This is a genomic window from Paenibacillus sp. OSY-SE, assembly GCF_000283315.1.
GTDB classification, from domain to species: domain Bacteria; phylum Bacillota; class Bacilli; order Paenibacillales; family Paenibacillaceae; genus Paenibacillus_B; species Paenibacillus_B profundus.
The window spans coordinates 1-19732 of record NZ_ALKF01000140.1 but is presented as its reverse complement, the minus strand read 5'-3'; the positions used below and the strand labels follow the sequence as shown (position 1 = coordinate 19732).

General features: G+C 51.7%; 15 protein-coding genes and 1 pseudogene. 2 read left to right on the top strand and 14 right to left on the bottom strand.

Annotated features, from left to right (window positions below; all coding sequences use genetic code 11):
* Nucleotides 1-295: 295 nt before the first annotated feature.
* The 10 genes and pseudogenes from hrpB to A372_RS0103320 all read right to left on the bottom strand — a co-directional run bounded on the left by hrpB (nucleotide 296) and on the right by A372_RS0103320 (nucleotide 11530).
* Complete coding sequence (gene hrpB, locus A372_RS0103360; protein WP_019419430.1) at nucleotides 296-2881, bottom strand: ATP-dependent helicase HrpB; 2586 nt, start codon at nucleotides 2879-2881, stop codon at nucleotides 296-298.
* Nucleotides 2882-3060: 179 nt separating this feature from the next.
* A complete protein-coding gene (locus A372_RS0103355) occupies nucleotides 3061-4287 on the bottom strand; it encodes an MFS transporter (RefSeq protein ID WP_019419429.1) in 1227 nt (408 codons plus the stop codon).
* A gap of 141 nt (nucleotides 4288-4428) precedes the next feature.
* Nucleotides 4429-5004 (bottom strand): TetR/AcrR family transcriptional regulator, encoded by a 576-nt coding sequence (locus A372_RS0103350; RefSeq protein ID WP_019419428.1) that lies wholly within the window; start codon nucleotides 5002-5004, stop codon nucleotides 4429-4431.
* A gap of 184 nt (nucleotides 5005-5188) precedes the next feature.
* Nucleotides 5189-6982 (bottom strand): S9 family peptidase, encoded by a 1794-nt coding sequence (locus A372_RS0103345; RefSeq protein WP_019419427.1) that lies wholly within the window; start codon nucleotides 6980-6982, stop codon nucleotides 5189-5191.
* Nucleotides 6983-7154: 172 nt separating this feature from the next.
* The gene (locus A372_RS0103340; RefSeq protein ID WP_019419426.1) at nucleotides 7155-7541 is read right to left on the bottom strand and encodes a GIY-YIG nuclease family protein; all 387 of its coding nucleotides are present in this window, start codon (nucleotides 7539-7541) and stop codon (nucleotides 7155-7157) included.
* Between the two features lie 44 nt (nucleotides 7542-7585).
* Complete coding sequence (locus A372_RS0103335; RefSeq protein ID WP_019419425.1) at nucleotides 7586-8356, bottom strand: DUF2087 domain-containing protein; 771 nt, start codon at nucleotides 8354-8356, stop codon at nucleotides 7586-7588.
* Between the two features lie 186 nt (nucleotides 8357-8542).
* A pseudogene (locus tag A372_RS38345) lies at nucleotides 8543-8740 on the bottom strand (phospho-N-acetylmuramoyl-pentapeptide-transferase); the annotation flags it as partial.
* A 38-nt stretch (nucleotides 8741-8778) separates the two neighbouring features.
* Nucleotides 8779-9396 (bottom strand): amino acid permease, encoded by a 618-nt coding sequence (locus A372_RS38985; RefSeq protein WP_272943453.1) that lies wholly within the window; start codon nucleotides 9394-9396, stop codon nucleotides 8779-8781.
* A 35-nt stretch (nucleotides 9397-9431) separates the two neighbouring features.
* Complete coding sequence (locus A372_RS38980) at nucleotides 9432-9941, bottom strand: amino acid permease (protein WP_272943452.1); 510 nt, start codon at nucleotides 9939-9941, stop codon at nucleotides 9432-9434.
* A 299-nt stretch (nucleotides 9942-10240) separates the two neighbouring features.
* Nucleotides 10241-11530, bottom strand: a complete 1290-nt coding sequence (locus A372_RS0103320; RefSeq protein WP_026010866.1) for an NCS2 family permease — start codon at nucleotides 11528-11530, stop codon at nucleotides 10241-10243.
* Nucleotides 11531-12250: 720 nt separating this feature from the next.
* Between A372_RS0103320 and A372_RS0103310 the strand changes: the two genes are divergently transcribed.
* Together A372_RS0103310 and A372_RS0103305 are read left to right on the top strand one after the other, a co-directional pair.
* The gene (locus A372_RS0103310) at nucleotides 12251-13681 is read left to right on the top strand and encodes an erythromycin esterase family protein (protein WP_019419421.1); all 1431 of its coding nucleotides are present in this window, start codon (nucleotides 12251-12253) and stop codon (nucleotides 13679-13681) included.
* A 138-nt stretch (nucleotides 13682-13819) separates the two neighbouring features.
* Nucleotides 13820-15268: an erythromycin esterase family protein gene (locus tag A372_RS0103305; RefSeq protein WP_019419420.1), complete on the top strand. Its 1449-nt coding sequence runs from the start codon at nucleotides 13820-13822 to the stop codon at nucleotides 15266-15268.
* A gap of 67 nt (nucleotides 15269-15335) precedes the next feature.
* On the opposite strand, the gene A372_RS0103300 is transcribed toward A372_RS0103305, so the two are convergent.
* The 4 genes from A372_RS0103300 to A372_RS0103285 form a co-directional block, all read right to left on the bottom strand.
* Nucleotides 15336-16055: a hypothetical protein gene (locus A372_RS0103300; protein WP_019419419.1), complete on the bottom strand. Its 720-nt coding sequence runs from the start codon at nucleotides 16053-16055 to the stop codon at nucleotides 15336-15338.
* Nucleotides 16056-16082: 27 nt separating this feature from the next.
* Nucleotides 16083-16829 (bottom strand): hypothetical protein, encoded by a 747-nt coding sequence (locus tag A372_RS0103295; RefSeq protein ID WP_019419418.1) that lies wholly within the window; start codon nucleotides 16827-16829, stop codon nucleotides 16083-16085.
* A gap of 15 nt (nucleotides 16830-16844) precedes the next feature.
* A complete protein-coding gene (locus A372_RS0103290) occupies nucleotides 16845-18143 on the bottom strand; it encodes an SPFH domain-containing protein (RefSeq protein ID WP_019419417.1) in 1299 nt (432 codons plus the stop codon).
* A 399-nt stretch (nucleotides 18144-18542) separates the two neighbouring features.
* Nucleotides 18543-19142, bottom strand: coding sequence for an immunity protein Imm33 domain-containing protein (locus A372_RS0103285; protein WP_019419416.1), 600 nt, complete (start codon nucleotides 19140-19142; stop codon nucleotides 18543-18545).
* Nucleotides 19143-19732: the final 590 nt, after the last annotated feature.

Genomic DNA, 19732 nt, shown 5'->3' with positions numbered 1-19732 from the left:
CCAGCAGTTCACCGAGGCAAAAATTAAATATAGAAACCAGGGGGGGCATTCAACAAATCATATGATTGTTCAAAAAGCGCACTTTTCCTAAATTGTTGCTTCATGAGTTAGAGCACTTGCCTCTCAATTAGTAACGTTCCTGAGCATTGAGGAGAGACCACACCAACACACTAAAAAAAAAGACAGACCGTCAGACCATAAGTTCTGACGGTTCTGTTCCTTCAAACATGGATCAGTGATGGCACATTGTATCTACTGAAATGCTTCTCTCGTCTCAACACTATCAGCCGATCGCCTACTGTCCTTGAGGCCTCGTTCTGCGCGTCGCTACCGCTTCATGCGGGTCATCTGGCCAATAGTGCTTTGGGTATCGTCCTTTTAAGTCCTTTTTGACGTCAAAGTACGTCGTCTGCCAGAAGCTTGCCAAGTCCTGCGTCACCTGCACCGGGCGCTGTGCCGGCGAGAGCAGATGCAGCGTCAGCGGCACCTTGCCCATCGCGATGCGCGGCGTCTCCTTCAGGCCGAACACTTCCTGCAGTCGCACGGCCAATACGGGCCGCTCTGGATCGCTATAATCAATCGCGATGCGTGATCCGCTCGGCACGGCAAGATGCGTAGGCGCCTCTTGCTCAAGCTGCTGCCGCATGTCCCAGGGCAGCATGGATTCGAGCACGGCGCTGACGTTCAGCTTCTGCAGATCGTCACGGCTCTTCATGCCGTAGACATGTGGGCCGAGCCACTCCTCCAGCGTCGCGAGGAGGGTCTCGTCACGGGCATCGGGCCAATCAGGCCAATGCCCGTGCATGAATTGAAGCCGCGCCTGCAACTGATGCGCGTGCTTCGTCCATGGCAGCAGGGCAAGCCCCTCTTGGGCGATGCCCTGCTGAAGGGCGCGCAGCACCGCGTCCGCGTCTGGCGCGGGGTGCTGCGCGTCTTTGAGCATGAGCGCACCAAGGCGAACACGCTCGCGGGCACGAACGGACTTCGTCGTCCGGTCCCACGCGATGTGCGCTTCGCGCGTCATGTCAGCGGCGAAGTGCTGTTCCAGCGTGGAGCGCTCTAGCGGCGTCGCAAGCAGGATGCGGCTGTCAGCGCCCTGATCGTCCAGGTGCAACGCGACCAAGTAAGGAGACTGCGCCAATGGAGAATTCGCAGCCGCTGCTTGCGAGAATGCCGCACCGCGACCGTTCCGCAGCAGATAGCGCCCGTCCGCGCGCCGCTCGGCTATTCGGTCTGGATAAGCGAACGCGGCCAGCAGACTCCACGCCTGTGCTTCATCCTGCACGGCCTCCGGTCTGGACATCTGCACCGGATCGGTGCAAATTTGCTTCCCCGTGCCAATCCCAAAAACACGCATATACTGCTCCGCCTGCTCACGTATGCGGTGAATCGCTGCTGTATCCATCTGCTCCACTCGCCCGGCGAGGCGCTGCTTTCCGCCCGCGGCGTGAATGAGCGCCTCCATACGAAGGCGCACATCCGGGTCTGGCGGCCCAGCACCAGGGCCGCTGCGAACAATGTCGCGCTCACCAAGCAGCGCGGCCAGCTGGCATGCCGTCTGGCCCAGCCCGAGCGGCACGGCCTGCACGATCATATGCGCGAACCGTGGGTGCAGGCCGGAACGGGCCAGTGTGCGGCCGTGCGGCGTGAGCGCCCCGGCAGCAGTCAATGCCCCGAGCTGCTGCAGCAGCTCTGCAGCCTGATTCAGCGCCGGGACCGGCGGCGGCGTCAGCCACTGCAGTTCAGCGGCTTCGGCACCCCACACCGCAAGCTCCAACGCCAGCGGCGTCAAGTCGGCGTCAAGCAGCTCCGGTGTGCCATGCGCTGGAAGCTGTGCCTGATCCTGCTCCGTCCAGAGCCGGTAGCAGACGCCGGGGCCCAGACGCCCCGCTCGCCCACGCCGCTGATCCGCGGATGACCTGGAGACAGGCACCGTCTCCAGCCGAGTCATCCCCGTTCGCGGCGAGAAGCGCGGCACCCGCATCAGGCCGCTGTCGACGACGACGCGAACGCCTTCCACGGTCAAGCTCGTCTCCGCGATCGCGGTGGCAAGCACTACCTTGCGGCTGCCTTCTCGGCTTGGAGCGATCGCTGCGTCTTGCGCCTGCGGCGAGAGCTGCCCAAATAGCGGTGCAATATTTACCTGCGCCCCTGGCGATTGCGCCCGCAGCGCCTCGGACAGCGCCTCTTCTACACGCCGGATCTCACCCGCTCCCGGCAGAAATACCATAACGTCGCCGTCATGGCGGGAAAGGGCCATCGTGACGGCACGCACAGCCTTCTGCTCCAAGCGGGCATCGTCCCGACGGGTTAAATAATGCGTATCCACCGGGTAACTGCGCCCACGGCTTTCTACAATCGGCGCTCCACCCAGCATGTCGGATACAGGTTCCGCTTCCAATGTGGCCGACATGACCAAGATGCGGAGATCGTCACGCAGTACTGCCTGTGATTCAATTGCGAGCGCAAGCCCTAGATCCGCATGCAAATGACGCTCGTGGAATTCGTCGAAAATAAGGAGACCGACCCCATCTAGTGAAGGGTCATCCTGAAGCATACGCGTCAGAATCCCTTCCGTAATGACTTCTACTCGGGTTTTGGCGCTAACCTGCGTATCCAAGCGCACGCGGTAACCGACTGTGTCCCCGACATTCTCTCCCAGCGCTTGCGCCATAAAACGGGCCGACGAACGCGCAGCGATACGCCTTGGCTCAAGCATCAGGATCCGCTGTCCTTGCAGCCACGGCTCCTCCAGCAGCGCAAGCGGCACTCGCGTCGTCTTCCCTGCGCCCGGCTCGGCCACAAGAACCGCCCCTGTGCGCTCCGACAACGCCTGCTTCAGTGCCGGCAGCACTTCATCTATAGGTAAATGCGTATGCATCACAATCACTCCAACCATAGAAAACTGCACTTTTGTCCATTATACCCCTGTCCATCATAGACAAGATAGCTTTGTAATTCCAGTAGCGACAGATAGCTCGCAGCTCACAAAATGCAAGAAAGCCGCTCCAAAGAGCGGCATCTAGCCAGAAGGTCTGGCAGCTTGGTCAGAGAGCGATGTTACGATTGCGTTCCTACCTTGGCTTGCATACCAAGCGAGTAGGTGCTCGGATGACGGCGCATCAATACAGAGAAGCTGATCATGACCGCAAGGATGACGGTACTGACGACGACAAGCGAAGTGGTGACAGACAGTGTATCGGTCAATACCCCACTTACGACAGGACCAAGCATCATGCCGACGGCATGTATCATATTGAACAGCGCGTACGCAGCACCGTAATCTCCACCCGCGTCATCTTTGTCGACAATACTGCCGAGCGTTGGCAGCGTCGGCGATAACGTGAAGCCGACCGCCGCACCGATAAGGCATCCTGCAAGCATCATAAGCGGCACGGTGCTCGCCATGACGATAAGCGGCAGGGTGATTGCCAATCCGGCCAGGCCGAACAACATGAGCCGGAACGGATTATAACGCACGGCAAGCGAACCGGAAATCGGCGCGATCAGGCCGTAGCATAAGGTCATCGCACCGAAGAGCAGGCCAAGCGTCAGCGGGGAGAGCTGGAACCGTTCCGTCACATACACGGGAAGAAGCGGCTCAAGCATCGTCAATGTTGTCTCCGCCAATAGAATGACGCATGCAATGAACAGCACAGTGCGATGGCGCAGGAGAGAAAAGGTTCCCCCTTCCGCAGGGCGGTCCATCCGCTTCGGCTCACGCAGCAGAACAAAGACTAATATAGAGATAAGCGTCGTTAATCCCATTGCAAACCAGAACGGCGTATGATGGTCCCCCACTTCGAACAGCCAGCCTCCGATGGGAGCGCCGAGCAAGGAACCGGAGGAAATGCCAGTCATGGCAATCCCCATGACCGCTCCGCGCATCGGGCCCGGGAACAGATCCGCCAGCAAGGCCAATGCCGCCGTCCAGGACGCTGCCGCTGCCAGACCCTGAATGAAACGGGCCAAGATGAGCGTCATTGTCGTCTGAGAGAAGACGAACAACAGCGTGGCAGCAACCATGCAGATGAGTCCCAAAATAATCGTCTTGCGCCGCCCGAGACGATCGGTAATACGACCGAATATCGGCGTGGTCAAGAACAACGCCGCCGCATAGCTTCCGAATAAAATACCCAGCGTCGTTGAAGACATCTGGTATTGTTCCGTGAAATAAGGTACGACAGGAATGAATAAGCTGTACAGCAACATATCAACGAACAAAATACTAATAACCAATACAAGGCCAACCCACTGCGTACGTGTCAGTTGTCGCAGTAACGACATAAATCCCACTCCTAAAACTATTTCGTTTTTTTAAGTTTTCTTACACCGAACCAGCTCTTATCGGATTGGCTCAGCAGAGACGGCACCGTCGCCCTTTTAGAGCTAGGCACGCCGTCTCTGCTGAGCACGTCCTCATATGCATCATTTCTCAGTCGATTCATTATCACGCGGAACGAGTCCGTACATAATGACATCGGCAATGGCTTCCAATGCTTCAGGCAGCGAGATGTTCTGCTGCGCGAAAAACCGCTGATCCAAAGTCGAATTCACTGCATCCAGAATGACCTTCATAATAAAGGCCGCGTTTTGCCTGCGAATCGTCCCTTCTTCCATCCCTTGTTCAATAAGAACACGCAGCGTATCCCAATCATCCTTCAGCGCCTCGTCAATCTTCACCCACTGTTCCGGGTAGACGCGCTTCATCTGTTCCAAGATGCGAATATCGTATAGTTCAAAGTGATTCGGCAGAACGGTCATCACGGCTTTCATCTTATCCATTAAAGATAACGATTTGTCCTCAATAATCTCGTTCGTCTTCGCGTCGCTCTCTTGCAGCGTCTGCTCGATGATCGTATCGAGCACTTCCGCCTTCGAAGAGAAATGCTCGTACAGCGTACGCTTGCTAATGCCCAGTCTCCGAGCCAAATCGTCCATCGTAAACTTGATGCCTTTGTCCTGAAGCTCTTCCATAAAAGCCTTCATAATACGTTCGCGCATGGATATGAGTACCACCTCCAAAACGGTAGTGTTAATGGATTGTCAATAAAACTAATAAAACATTAGTAGTTTTCCTAGTTATTATATTATGCATTATAGCTTATGACGAGCTTTGGCTGCAAGCTAAAAAAGGACTCCCCTAAGGCTTATCAGCCTTCAGGAAAGTCCCTTCTCCTATCGTTTATTATTCGTGATGCCGCTGCAAGAACTCGACCATGGCGCGATATACGCGCATTTCATTTACCTTCTTGGAGAATCCGTGCCCCTCATCATCCAGTACAATGTACTCGACATCGCGGCCCTTGTCCTTGAGCGCCTGAACAATCTGATCCGACTCCGCCTTGACGACGCGCGGGTCGTTCGCTCCTTGAATGACGAGCATCGGGTTGGTCATGCCGTCCAGGTACGTAATCGGCGAATCGTAAATAAAACGCTCCTTGTCCCGCTCCGGATCGCCGACCCAGCGCTCCATCAGCGGCTTCCAATGATCCGGCACGGAATTATAGAACGTGAACAGGTTGCTCACGCCAAAAATATCGACTGCCGCCCGGAAATAGTCGGCATGCCGGCCATGAAGCAGCAGCGTCATGTAGCCACCGTAGCTGCCGCCGACGACGAACAGGCGCTCCTTGCTCGAAATACCCTGCTCGAACAGCCAATCCATCGCAGCGACGCAGTCGAGGCGCGGTCCTTCGCCCCAGTCGCATTCCACCATCTTCGTGAAGGCGCTGCCATATCCGGTGCTGCCGCGGAAGTTCGGCGCGAATACGTGGTAGCCCTGTGCCAGGAAATATTGGAACATGCTGCGGAATTGCTTGCGCTCCGCCGCCTGAGGTCCGCCGTGCGGCCAAAATATCGTATAGCCGTTCGCCTGCTCCTCCTTCGCCCGGAAGAGAAGCGCTTCTATCTCCATGCCGTCATAAGAGCGGTACGTCACCACGACCGGCTCGACGAGCTGCTCATGGGCAAGCCCCGTCACAACGTTGCGGGTAAGCGACTTCCAAGCTCCCTGCTCATATTTATAAATGTTCGCCGGAGAAGAAGCGCTCCGTCCTAGCACATACAGATTGCCAGAACGCGCGGACTGCAGCTGATCGACGACTGCGACCGGAAGCGGCAGCTGCGTACACTGTCTGGAATCGTAGTGAATGAGGTATAAGCGGTCTTCCACTCCTTTTTCCGTAACGAGGTACAAGCTCCGGTTCTTTTTATTCCATTTCAGAATCTTGGCGCTTTCTTGCGGAATCCGGCACACTTCTGTAAATTGGCGTGTCGGAATATGATACTGCGCGACATAAGCGTAATCCGCATCATAATCCGTCAGGAACACAATCGTATCGTCATCGATGAACGACGCATCGCCGGAAATGTGAACGGCATCGGCCGACGGGGTCAGGCACAGATCCTCCGTTTCCGTACGCACGTAGTTGACGCGGTATGTATTGCCGTAAGATTTGGCATACACGAAGCGCTGGCCATTCGGGCTGATGTCGTCGAGATTGGTCAATGTGCCGGTCCCCTCGAGAATAAGCTCGTCTTCCTGCGTAAGCAAGTTGTAGCAGCGGCTGTTCAAGAAATTGGGATTGCCGCGGCTAGTCGAATAATACATGCGCTCTCCGTCTTCGGATAGACGAACGAAGAACATCTTGTCATTCTCGCCCGCTTCGATGAGCGCAAGCGGCGCACCGCCGGATGGAGGAAGCGCATGGATATGATAGTTCTCGTTCCCGTCATGATCGAATCCGGTCAAAATATAGCGTTCTTCCGGATCAACGGCGATAAAGTCGCTCGCTTGATTGCAATATGTGAGCGGGTACGGAAACAGAGTATCCCCATTTAAATCCACTGCCCACAGGTTAAAGTGCCCGTTCATGTTGCTGCTGAACACGATGCGGCTTTCATCCGCACTTACTGTAAACTGCCGAATCACATACGTCTGGAAATATTGCTCTACATCCGGCTTCGGAAAACGTATCATATCAGTTCCTCCTTTGCGCCAAATCGCTAATCGGGATGAAAATTCATCCCAAAGTTTGGCATTCAATCTTTTTTATCATAGCTTGTAATTGAGTGTCCTGTAAAGTGGCGGCCTAACGCACAAACAGCCGCAGCGGCCGCACTGCGGTTGCTGCGGCCCGTAAAGAAGCATGTCATTTATCGGCCGGTCTATTATGATATCCGTTCTCTTCGTACGGCTGCAATTTATTCAACCACTGTTCTTCTAACTTTTTCAGCCGTGACACATATTTCTTCCGATCCTCGTCATTAGCGACATACTCTTCTTCCGGCTTCAATTCTTCTAACAGATGGAACTCGAAGGCATCCTCCCCATCGCGCTTCCAGTCTTCACTCAGTCTCTTATTGATATGGCCGCCCATATTTAACGTGAAGTAGAGACCGTTCCGCTTTCCTTCCACATTCATGGCACTTGCTATGAACCATTTTCCGCTTTGTTTATGCTTCAGGCCGTATACTCCCATCAGCCGATGGGAATGGGCGTACAAATTACCCGCCTGCTTTCTCTCTTCTGGTTTCATTGTATTGCACCTCTTTCATATCTATTACACTGACTTCAACGCGTTTACTTCATCACCCAATACGCGCTGCCATCGGGAAGACGATCCATGAAGCCGTACTCGATCAAATACCGGCGCAGCGTGACGTAATCGTCGTCATGTACCGTCTTCAGGATTTCGTTCACTTCCTTCTCCGTATACCGCTTCTGCGCATCGAACCGCTGCATCAAGTGAGTCAAAATGACGATCTTGCGCTTCTCCTTCTTCGGAAATTCGGAAATCGGCCCATCCAATCCTTCCGTGAAGTACTGATGCAAAATTTTTGCCCGCTCCTCCTCCGTCACCGCATAGCGCTCGTCGACCATCGTGGCCGTCCGGTGCGCATGCACGAACTTCGGCCGCTGGTCTGATTTTGAGTCGGCCAGCTCCATCAACGCCAGGAACAGCTTCGCTTGCTTCATCTTCTCGCGCAGCGTGAACCGGTGATTCCGAATCGTAGAAGCGCTGCCCCCGCCCATCAGCTTCAAAATCTCGTTGTCGCTCCGGCCCTCATGGAAATGGAACAACAGCTCCTTTTGCAGATCGGTAAGTCCGGTCAGCTTCTTATCCAGCGTGAGCAAATAATGGAGCATGGACGTATGCTGCTCCGCAATGTGCAGCTCTGTATATTTTTTCGCTTCATACAACACATTCTCGTGTTGATAAACGATACCATTCGTGAACCGTTCTCCGCAGACGATACACACGTACTCTTCAGCTTGCGCATCATACATATACCCCTTCTTCAATTCATCGATCGATGCGTTCCAAAATAGATCCGATATCGATTTATCCATAAACATTCACCCTTATTGTTTGGTTAATATATAAACATTATATTTTATTGTTTGTTATTATGCAATCCCGCTTATCCTGAATGCAAAAAATACACGCCCCGCCCTAAAGCGATCGCATGCGTTTTGTATGCTCCAACGAGCTTCTAATTTATATGTATGTACGCGGGTGATGATGCTCAGCTCTGCCTACAGCACGCAACGCCATAAAAGCAAGCATATGAATACCGAGATCCAGGACACCAATCCGAACATGACGACGATTTTATTTTCGCTCCACCCGTATTTCAGACTGAAATGATAATAGATGGGCGCCATGCGGAAGATGCGCAACTTCGTCCTTTTGTAATACCACACCTGCAGAATGACCGATAACTGCTCCGCCAAGCTGCATATATAGTTGAATATACAGTTTGCACGCGCTACTATTGTTTATTGCTCCACCGCGCAACCAGCGGCAGAATAAGACCGAGGCCGAGCAGAATGAATGGCGTCAAAATATTTAGCGCAAATTGGAAATACCATTCGCCTGTGAACGTCTCGACCTTCGGGAACATGCCCATAATGCAGGCGAACGCCGTAAACACAAAGCACCACAAGCCGATCGTAAAGCCGACTTTGCGGTTTTTCACGAACTGGTAGTCCGATTGGAACTTGTCTGCCAACTTCATTAAAGCCATGAAGGCCGCGAATACGAACAAGTAACGCAGAGGCATGACGATCGAGTTCAGATCAAGCAGCCAGTTGAAGAGCGAGTTCATGTTGCCGATACCGAGCGCCGGAATGACAATAAGAATGCCGACGAGCACGGCCGTCATGATGTAGCCATTAATCGGCGTATTGCGATCGTTCGTTTTCAATAGACTTTTTGGAACGAACTTCGCATCCGCATCCAGCAGCAGCATCTTCAACGGCGCATCGATCGAGAACGCCAGCGACGATACTTGCGCGAGCGTGTTCGCGATGGCGTACAAGATAAGGAACGAATTGCCGATTCCATAGTATTCGCCAAGAATCTGGAATGCGTAGTATTGGCCGTTCATCTTCAAGTCAGCTGGAATATTGTTCGAATCGAACATCATGCCATGGCGAACGAGCCGAGCAAAGCACAGATCGCTACCATTCCTGCCAAGATGAGCATCCCGCGTGATGCCACCCACAAAAAGAGCAGAAAGACGGCCAAACAAGCTAGCTGCAGCACGATTGGCGAGAACTTGTTAATGAAGTTGCCGCTGCCGGTCGCCGTCCAACCTAGCGCAATCAGAATCGATTGCGGCTTCTGCGCCAAATACGGAACGTGCACAACCCAATACGTCCATGCGGCAAAGTAAGCGATCGTCGGCCCCATCGTCTCTTTAATCCACGAGCTGACGCCGCCTTTGCCGTCCTTGAAGGTGGACCCCAATTGGCCGACCATGAGCGCATAAGGCACAAAATAGAGCGCGATGATAAGCACCCATGAGGTGATAACCGTCAGACCTTGGTTTGCATAATTATTGACGACATTGCCAAAGCCCCATACGGACACAAAAGCCATCAAGACAATGTTATACCAACGAAGCTTTTTGCTTTCGTCGCTGCGGTTCATGATGTAAAGCCCCTTTCACGAAATTAACAACTTTAACCATACATGTAAACACATGTTTCATCAGTATACAATCTGGGTTTCATCGGAACATGCTATATTTTTTCCCTTTTCTTCTTACTTTTAGAGGTATTCCTGAGTTTTATTATCCGATGATCGTATGGATCGCATTCATAGGACATTCATTGGCACGTAAATGATCAGGAAGCAAGAATGGCATGGCAAAAAGCCCTAAGGCTCAACCTTAGGGCTCATACATCCAATTCCTATGTTGTCATATACCTGATAGCCCCATCCGCGCATCAATGTGCCGGGAAGAACACCATTTGAATGGCGAAGATGACGCCGAACACATATAGAATGGGGTGAACTTCCTTGCCTTTGCCGCTGAACAGCTTCATCAACGGGTATGTAATGAAGCCAATCGCAATGCCAGTCGCGATGCTGGAAGTGAGCGGCATACTGATCAGAATGGCGAACGCCGGGAACGCTTCATCGAATTGCTTCCATTGAATCCGCGCTAAGCCGTCCATCATGAAGCAGCCGACGATAATGAGCACCGGAGCCGTAATGGCTGGCAGCGACGATATGCCTTCAATAATCGGCGAGAAAAATAGCGACAAGAAGAACAACCCTGCTACGACAGCAGAGGTCAGTCCTGTCCGTCCCCCCGCAGCCACGCCCGCAGTGGATTCCACATAAGCGCTTGACGGCGTCGTGCCCATTAATGATCCGGCCGTCGTCGCGAGCGCGTCAGCCATCAACGCCTGCTTCGCGCGCGGGAACGTATTGCCCTTCATCAGACCTGCTTGCTCGGCTACGCCGATCATGGTCCCTGTCGTATCGAAGATCGTTACGAGCAGGAACGCGAATACAACTGTATACAATCCGTGCGTAAATACGCCCGCAATATCCAAATCAAATAATACCGGAGCCGCAGGCAATGACACGAAGCCTTTGAACTCCATCATGCCCATGAAATAACCGATAACCGCCGTTGCAGCCATGCCGATAAATAAAGCGCCGTGCACTTTACGAGCCATTAGTATCAATGTAATGAACAAGCCTGCCAAGGTCAGCGCCGTGATCGGCTGCTGTAAATCGCCGAACGCGACCATCGTTGATTCATTCGCTACGACGATGCCGGATGATTTGAGCCCGATAAAGGCTATAAACAAGCCGATACCTGCTGTAATCCCGAACTTGAGCGATACCGGAATCGATTCAATCAATGTCTCGCGCAGCTTGGTGAACGTCAGCAGCAAGAAGATAACCCCTGCCAAGAACACTGTGCCGAACACGACTTGATAGCTCACGCCCTGAGAAGCGACGACTGACGCAAAATAAGCGTTCATTCCCATACCAGGAGCGACGGCAATCGGGTGATTCGCAAATAGTGCCATATATAACGTACCGATAATGGCCGAGATAACCGTAGCCGTGAACACTTGCTGGAACGGAACGCCGGCGCTCGACAAAATCGCGGGATTGACGACGACAATATATACCATGGTCAGGAACGTCGTAATGCCCGCCGTGACCTCGGTACGCGCATTCGTACCGTTCTCCTTCAACTTAAACCATTTTTCCATGACAATCATGCTGCCCCTTTCACACCATATTCATTGCATATGGCAGAAAATTGGTCGTTCCGCCTCGGCGAAAGTCACCTTACGTATCCTAGTCGAAAGCCGATTTTTTGTCAATGATATTGTCGATTTATTCGTTTTTAGGTCAATTAATTCCCCGGGAAATGCAATTTTGAAGATATTCATGTCGATTATGCGAACAATATCGCGTATTCAGAAAACACCGAGAAGTACAAGTTCCGCAAGAAAACTGCATCGGAATCGTAGGCTCTTCAAGAGGGAATGCAAGATTCGATCTCGAAAAGGTACCCGATAATCTTCGTGATCAAAGGAGACTTTTTGAACAACCTCTTATAGTATTCCTTTGCAAAGCAGAAGCTCATTCATGCCTTTCTCGCCCTTGTCACCTCTATACTGCATTATTTCTACCCTTTATTCGGACATATTCATCCGTCTAGGTGCTCCATTCAGCCTCCGTATTGCTCCACTCATAGAAAATATGAGGACGTACGGGGCTTAACTGGGTTATAGTGGATTTATCGAGAACGACGAAAGGTTGGATGTTGATGAACAAAACAGCGAAGATGGCACTGCAGACGGCGCTCGCTTTCGGACTAGGACTGCTGGCAGTCATGGTTGTTAAGAACATGATTCAATAACGAGATATTATCTAAATATTTCATTATTTTATAAAAATTATAAACTCCAAGGAGAGATGTTACATTGAATTCATCATTCGCAATTTGGAAACGACGCACGGTTCAAGTGATGCTGGCATCCGTCATTTCATTGGGCGCCATGCTGTCATGGGGACCGACTGTATACGGGGAAGCTGCACATGAAAATAAGACCTCGGCAGCTTCCGTAAGCGGTACGACATCCACAGATTTCAGACAGCAATGGGAGAATTGGATTCGCGAGAATGCGTACGCCCTTGATACGATTCAACCTGTGGAGATGAAAGACGGCCAAATACATAAAGACAGCTTTGCTGATTTGGACATGCTGAAGCCGCTGCTGTTGGACAAACGCATCGTCTACTTAGGAGAAAGCTCGCATGGCGTCGCCGAATTCAGCTCGGCTAAGGCGCGGCTCATTCAATTTTTGCACGAAGAAATGGGATTCAATGTCGTAGCCTTCGAATCTCCGCTCGGGAATGCGGCATCCGCCTTCGGCAACATGAAGACGAAGACGCCGGAAGAGTCGTTGAAGAAATCGATTTTCCCGCAATGGTGGACGGAAGAGACGCTGCCGTTGTTTCAATACATAAAGGACACGCAAGCAACGGACAAGCCAATGCAGTTGGCGGGCATCGACATGCAGCCGATGGGACCGACCCTGGCTGGCGAATGGATGGGCGACGAGGATCTCGCGACTCGTTATATCGAAACAGAGAAGTCACTGTGGAAGTGGATGAAGGAGGAGGATATGGCATCTTACACGAAAGCAAAGCCAGAAATGCTGAAACTGTACAAGGATGTCAAGGCGAAGGTCGCCGAACACGAGGCGCAGCTTGCGAAGCTGTACCCGGACAACTCGCATTTTATTGCCATGGCGAACCGGACGCTGGACGACCGTATCCGCATCGTGGACGAATACATTGAACTGAGCATCACAGCAAACCAAGCAGTGAAGACCGGGGATTATGCCGCAATGACGAAGATGATGGAGTGGCGCGACCAAGCGATGGCGGACAACCTCCTCTGGCTGGCAACGGAAATCTATCCAATGGAGCGAATCGTCGTCTGGGGCCACAACGCGCATATCAGCAAGGCAGAATCAAAAATGAAGCAATCGTTCCTGCCCGTTCCAGGCCGCTTCATGGGTGAAATCATGCAGGAGACGATGTTCGGCCCTTACAGCTATACGATTGGATTGTACATGGGCAGCGGAACGAACGCGGATAACTTAGGCGAGTCGATGGAAGTGCAGCCGCTTCCGATAGATTCGATGGAATCGATTATGAAAGCCACGAATCGTCCGTACACATTCGTGGATATGCGATACCACGACATCACCCCGGGCAACTCATGGATGGCCGAGCCGCGTTCCACGCTCTACTTCGGCCTGCTGCCGGAAGTATTCGTGCCACGCGAGCAGTATGACGGCATCCTGTACATCGACAACGTGAAGTCGCCTACATTCCTTAAATAGGGACAAGCATGGCATATAGAATCTTATACTAGAAGCGCATGTTCAAAAAGGCCTTTTTCGACACCGAGAAGCACAGGTTTTCTCAATTCGAGCGAGTCTCTCTGAACAACTTCAACAACATATGGGGAGGTTTCATCATTGAATTCATATAAAAAGGATTGGAAACGCCGGGGAACGTCCTTGTTCCTCGCGTCGGTCATGGCGTTCGGCACCCTGCTGTCATTCGGAACATCGGCGCACGGGCAAGAGGCATCGAAAGAGGGAGAGGCAGCCGGCACGACACTGGCGGCAACCTCGCCCGAACGGGCACGCACAAGCACGGAAGCGCGTCAGGAGTGGAAGGAATGGATGCAGCAGAACACTATTGCGCTCGACTCTATTCAGCCGGAGACGACGAAGGACACGGTTGTGCCCGCGGAACGGTTCACAGACTTGGAAGCCTTGAAGCCGCTGCTGCAGGATAAGCGCATCGTGTACTTGGGCGAAAGCTCGCACGGTGCCGCCGAATACAACTCAGCCAAAACCCGTCTGATTCAATACCTGCACCAGGAGCTAGGCTTCAATGTGGTTGCGTTCGAGACGAACTTGGGCAACGCCGCGTCGGCCTATGGCAACATGACGACGAGAGAGCCGATCGCCACGATGAAGGATTCCATCTTCCGCATCTGGCGGGTACAGGAGAATGTGCCGTTGTTCCAATATATGAAGGACACGCAGAAGACGAAGACGCCATTGGCACTTGCCGGCTTCGACATGCAGCCGCAAGGACCTCTCTTCTCCGGAGAGTGGATGAGCGATGAGAAGCTTGCCAAGCGATTCCAAGCAGCAGAGTTAGAGTTGGATGAGTGGGAGCAGACCGAAGATGTCGAGGCTTACCGCAAGGCGAAGCCGGAGCTGCTGGAGGTGTACAAGCAAGTGCGCCAACTCTTGCCGAAGCGCGCTGAAGCATTGCGCAACCAATATCCGGACAACCCGCACATCGTGAAGCTCACGGAACGGGCCTTGGACAACCGGATTCAAGTAGTCGAGGAGTATATGGAAATTTCGATTGGCTCCACCTCGTTCCTGAATGGGAAATCGGCCGACTACATGTCCGTTATCCGTTCCTCGGAATACCGTGATCGCATGATGGCAGACAATCTGATCTGGCTGGCCACGAACGTCTATCCGAACGAGAAGATTATCGTGTGGGCTCATAACGGACATATCGCCAAAGCCTACTCTAAAGAAATGAACTCGCTCCCGCGCCGCCATATGGGCGAGCTGATGCAGAGCACGAAGTTCAAGGACGAGAGCTACGTCATCGGCCTGTTCATGGGCGGGGGCAAAAACGCGCACGTCACCGGAGGATTCTCCGATGTACTGCCTCCGATGGCGCATTCCGTGGAAGAAGTGTTGAAGAGCGCGGGCCATCCGTACACCTTCGTCGACATGCGCTATCAACCGCGTGTGCCGGGCAACACTTGGATGACGCAGCCGAACATTTCGTACTATGACGGCGTCATGCCGGTCAGCAGCATCCCTCTGGAGCAATTCGACGGCATGCTCCTCATCGATAACGTCAATTCACCGGATTATTTGAAATAATCCGTACTATTAAAAGGCTGCACCATCAAGCAGGCGTTCTGCTTGAGCGTGCAGCCTTGTTCCATTATTAATAAGAAATCGTAGAACCGCAATACTCGCAAGAAATGGTCGAGCGCGGCGGCACACTGCTCTGGGCGCCACAGCTTGAGCACGTAATCATTTTCGGAAGCTGAGGCGGTGAAACGCTTGCGGCAGCCTCTGCGGCAGCGTAGCGTGCTGACTGCCCCGGGTCTTCTTTTCGCTTGTATTCATCCCAATCCTCATCTTCCTCCATATCCGATTGAATCGGATTGTGCATGAATTCCATAGATGCCGCTTGCTGCATCGCATTTTGTTCATCCGCTTTTTTGTTAAGCTTCGTGCCTGCCCAATACATCAGCGCGCCGGGAGTAAAGAACAGGACAAAAAATAATAGGAATAACTCCAGTTTATCTTTCTGCGTAGACCAATTTATTGTTATCAACAGGACTACCATGCTGAACAAGAACAGGAATATCCCGCCGAATACACGCAGCAGATTGCCGAGACTGAATATTTTTCCCCGCACGACGATCCCCTGCTGACGCATTGCTTTGATTGCATCCGCTTTTTTCTTCATGTTCTCCCCAGCCTTGAACAACAATACTCCGGGAACGCTTGCTGCAAACACGGATAATAGAAATGTCTCCATCTTATATGCGCCATCAAATGATGACCAGTTTATGATTAAAGATAAGATCATCAGCACTTGGATGAATAGCAGTATTCCGCCGATTCCTTTCAATATAGCACCAAGACGTGCCCGCATGTCGATTCTCCTCCTCTCTACCTTACTCTATTTCAAAATAGTCAATTGCTCGTTGCGGAGCCGGATCGCATTCGATAAATCTTGAATCATGCCGCGCAATTCCTCGGCAGAATAAAGCGCATGCCGCTCCCGCACGGCCGAGCGCACGCTAGCTTCCAGCCGGTCGGCTTTCTCCATCAGCTGCGCCTCCTCCAGCACCATGGCAGGAAGGGATACCGGATCGCTATATTTGACCTGCTCCTCCAGCTTGCGGAGCAGATCCAGCAGCGTCTCACGTTCTGCATGCTGCCAGCCTTCCAGCTCCAGCCGCGCGGCATGCAACACTAGCTGCAGCTGCTTCATCGACTGCAGACGCATCCACTCATCTTCTTCCTGGCGGCGAACGAACACTTTTGCCAGACCCAACAACAAGGCAATGACGAGCGCCACGGCAAATGTAAGTAAATGAATCCAGAGATACGCTTGCGCAGATACGTCTAAAATGATCCAAAATAAAACAATATGTATCAGTACGGCCAAATCATAGTAAAACAACACGGTGCCTAGGGACAAATACGCCGGAACGGCAGCCTTGAACTCGTGTCCGCCCTTAAGCAGCTTGAAGGAAAACATGTAGCTAAGCAATTCCGCCAATACGAGTGAACCTAGCGACAACCACCAGGACAGGTCGCGGGTATCTATTTCACTAAAAGTGAAAAACAAAGCAACCGTGACGGTTAATATCGTCAGAAAAATGGCCGTCGTTATCCAATTGTACTGCGTGTCTTGTTTCAACGTGGACCCTCCCTTCTACGTGAGCTTGTTGCCGCATTCCACGCAAAATTTTTGCCCCGGCTGCACTTCGAGGTTGCATTGGCTGCACATCAACGTCGTCTCACGGCCGCAATGCGGACAGAACTTGACCTTGTCCGGCACCGCTTCGCCGCAATGGCGGCACGGGACAGGCATAGCTTGCCCACATTCTACGCAATGGGTCTGCTCCGGCTGATTGTCGGCACCGCATTGCGGGCATGGATTATATGGATCACCACAATTCGGGCAGAACTTGGTGTGGCGCGGCATCCATTCATCGCACGCTTGGCACTTCACCTCCGCTGGCCGCCCTGTCCCACCCGATGCTGCGAGTGATGTGCCGCACCCCGTGCAGAAAGAGGCATCCTGCTGGTTTTTCCGGTGACACTTGGGACATATCTTATCGTAGGCATCGACCTGAAGCCCATCGGCCAGCCGCGACATTGTGCCTCCGATAGCGCCGCCGACGCCGTAGCCCATGCTGAGCCCAATGCCCGCCCCCATCAGATCCGACTGGGTGCCGCCTTCGTTCTGCGCCGCCTGCCCGAGCGTGTCGAACGTGCGCTCCTGTTGGTAGGTGAACCCGATGATATCCATCTCCGCCCTCTTCGCGAGCGCTTCCCGCAGACGTATCGTGGCCGGGTCATCCTCCGGCGTATTGACGGAATCAACGTAGAAATTAAGCAGGCGAATGCCGTACTCCTCGAATGCGGGCGCCACCCGTTCTTGAATATGCTTTGAAATGTCAGATATGTATGCATTGATTTCCAAGATGCTAATTTTTCGATGTACGAAATAGGAAGAAATAAGCTCGTGAATGTTCATCATCAACACACCGCGGAAATATTCCGTGAGCGTCTCTTGATTGAACTGCGGCAGCGTTCCGACGAGCTTGCCAAGAAATTTGCGGGCGTCATCGACTTGAATCCCGAATTGGCCGAAAGAACGCACCTTTACAAATAGTTGATATTTCGGGTCCTGCAGCTGAAGGGGTGCGCGCGTACCCCACTTAATATTGAGAGAATGAAGCTTGTTGACATACCATACCTCCGCCGTGAAGGGTGAGTCCCCGCCAAAAGGCAAATTGACGATATGATTGAGAATCGGAATATTGGCCGTACTTAACGTATGTCTGCCGGCTGTATACCGATCGAGCGCCTGCCCGCCTTTATATAAAATCGCTTCCTGCGATTCATTAACAATAAGCTGCGTCCACGTTCCGAGCTCATGATTCGGATATTTCCACGCGAACACATCAGGTGATCCGTCATATTTGATAACATCAATGATTGCCATGCCCGACTATACCTCCGCCATAAAGATTTATTATGGAGCAACACGCCCCTCTATAAGTTCATCCATTACTTTTATACTACGAAGAAGGAAGCAAAAAGCATCCGCGATGCGCCCGCATTCCTAATCTCTTGCATTGCGGCGCCCGTTCCTATTATAAATGACAGCCGCATCGGAGCCCATCCTAATACTGGAAAACATATAAATAGTTCAAAACAACTATCTTCATGTTTTTCCAATACTATGATAATACATCAACCCCCTGCTCGTTTTCATACAGATAAGTTACAGTTTTCTAATAGAAATCATATAAAAAAAGACTTACCTCCCTCGCGGATGAAAGGAAGGAATAAGCCTTTACACGTTTCATGCACCAAATAACTAAGCTTCATCTGAGCTTGGCTACACATTAACATCTTCAGCGTCCAGAACCGCTTCAATCTCATCGCCGTCGTACACGGCCATATACCCCCGGGGCAGCGCCAGCACTTGCAGAAGCGACGGCCGAAGGTGTAGAAGCTGATAAATATAATACGCCTCTAAGTCTTCATCTTTGACTGCTCCATCAACCGGCCCAATATACCAGCCTGAATCTCCATCCCCGCCATTTTGAGTCCGTTCGAGATATACGCGTTCTGCATCCATTACACCTTTGGCAGCAATGATTTTATCTTGAAAGCATGCCGCTTCTCCTTCAAGCTGCAGCCTTTGCAGACAGTAGTTCTGCTGCAATTGAACAAATAGCGAAGCAGTCAGGTCGTCGGTTTTATCCACGAATGGATTTTTGTCATACGCAGGCGCCATAACGGTAACATCTTCACCACGCTGGGACAGATGAAGAATGGTCCAACCCACCTGAATGTTCGCACCGTCTTTTAAATGCCCTTCCTCCTGCTCCAACTCCTCAAATATTTGCAGGAGCGAATCCGCTGCCACGGCTAATTCCTCTTTGCATGTGACATGAAATGTCCGCGTGCCTATCCTTTTTGACCTCACAATCATTGTTATAATCTCCTTTTCGGATGCATATGGGCTGGTTCAGAGTGTATGTAATTACATTTAGAATTTATTCTACAAATATCTCGCAAGACCTTTAATGAACTTGATTCAGTGCTTTATCACTCGCAACTCAAATTCGGGATTAAAAATTTTCTGCCCCTTACACGGCTTCAACTCGTTTATACTGACTTGTATAGTGTTGCTTATAAATGCAAAGGCTTTATCTACCATATCGAAATTCAGGAGCTCTCTACTCTGTGTGGCACCGAATTTTTGATAACCCAACATTTTTAATAAGATCTTTTTCATCTATCAAGGCACCCCATTCAAGATGACACTCACAAATCCCCTAAAAAAGAATTGTTTATCGTCTTCAGTACGGGACTATACTTCATAAATTGATCAATATTATTAGATTTCCCAATAACTCTTGCGTATGAAAAAAAGCTCATTCCTAACTCATAGTTCAAGTTGGAATAAGCTTTTGAAGATTCATTAGATGTTTGTTAAGTTGTTTTGTGTATGGCACTAAAATTGTATATCGAGTTTACACAAAATTATTGACAGACCCCTTTTTCCGTTTCGGCTGTTTG

What these genes read in the sequence shown, in the direction of transcription:
- A372_RS38985 (WP_272943453.1), bottom strand. Translation starts at nt 9,396, where the DNA reads ATGAACGGCCAATACTACGCATTCCAGATTCTTGGCGAATACTATGGA.
- A372_RS0103340 (WP_019419426.1), bottom strand. Translation starts at nt 7,541, where the DNA reads ATGAAACCAGAAGAGAGAAAGCAGGCGGGTAATTTGTACGCCCATTCC.
- A372_RS38980 (WP_272943452.1), bottom strand. Translation starts at nt 9,941, where the DNA reads ATGAACCGCAGCGACGAAAGCAAAAAGCTTCGTTGGTATAACATTGTC.
- A372_RS0103320 (WP_026010866.1), bottom strand. Translation starts at nt 11,530, where the DNA reads ATGGAAAAATGGTTTAAGTTGAAGGAGAACGGTACGAATGCGCGTACC.
- A372_RS0103300 (WP_019419419.1), bottom strand. Translation starts at nt 16,055, where the DNA reads ATGCGGGCACGTCTTGGTGCTATATTGAAAGGAATCGGCGGAATACTG.
- A372_RS0103350 (WP_019419428.1), bottom strand. Translation starts at nt 5,004, where the DNA reads ATGCGCGAACGTATTATGAAGGCTTTTATGGAAGAGCTTCAGGACAAA.
- A372_RS0103335 (WP_019419425.1), bottom strand. Translation starts at nt 8,356, where the DNA reads ATGGATAAATCGATATCGGATCTATTTTGGAACGCATCGATCGATGAA.
- A372_RS0103285 (WP_019419416.1), bottom strand. Translation starts at nt 19,142, where the DNA reads ATGATTGTGAGGTCAAAAAGGATAGGCACGCGGACATTTCATGTCACA.
- A372_RS0103290 (WP_019419417.1), bottom strand. Translation starts at nt 18,143, where the DNA reads ATGGCAATCATTGATGTTATCAAATATGACGGATCACCTGATGTGTTC.
- A372_RS0103355 (WP_019419429.1), bottom strand. Translation starts at nt 4,287, where the DNA reads ATGTCGTTACTGCGACAACTGACACGTACGCAGTGGGTTGGCCTTGTA.
- hrpB (WP_019419430.1), bottom strand. Translation starts at nt 2,881, where the DNA reads ATGCATACGCATTTACCTATAGATGAAGTGCTGCCGGCACTGAAGCAG.
- A372_RS0103345 (WP_019419427.1), bottom strand. Translation starts at nt 6,982, where the DNA reads ATGATACGTTTTCCGAAGCCGGATGTAGAGCAATATTTCCAGACGTAT.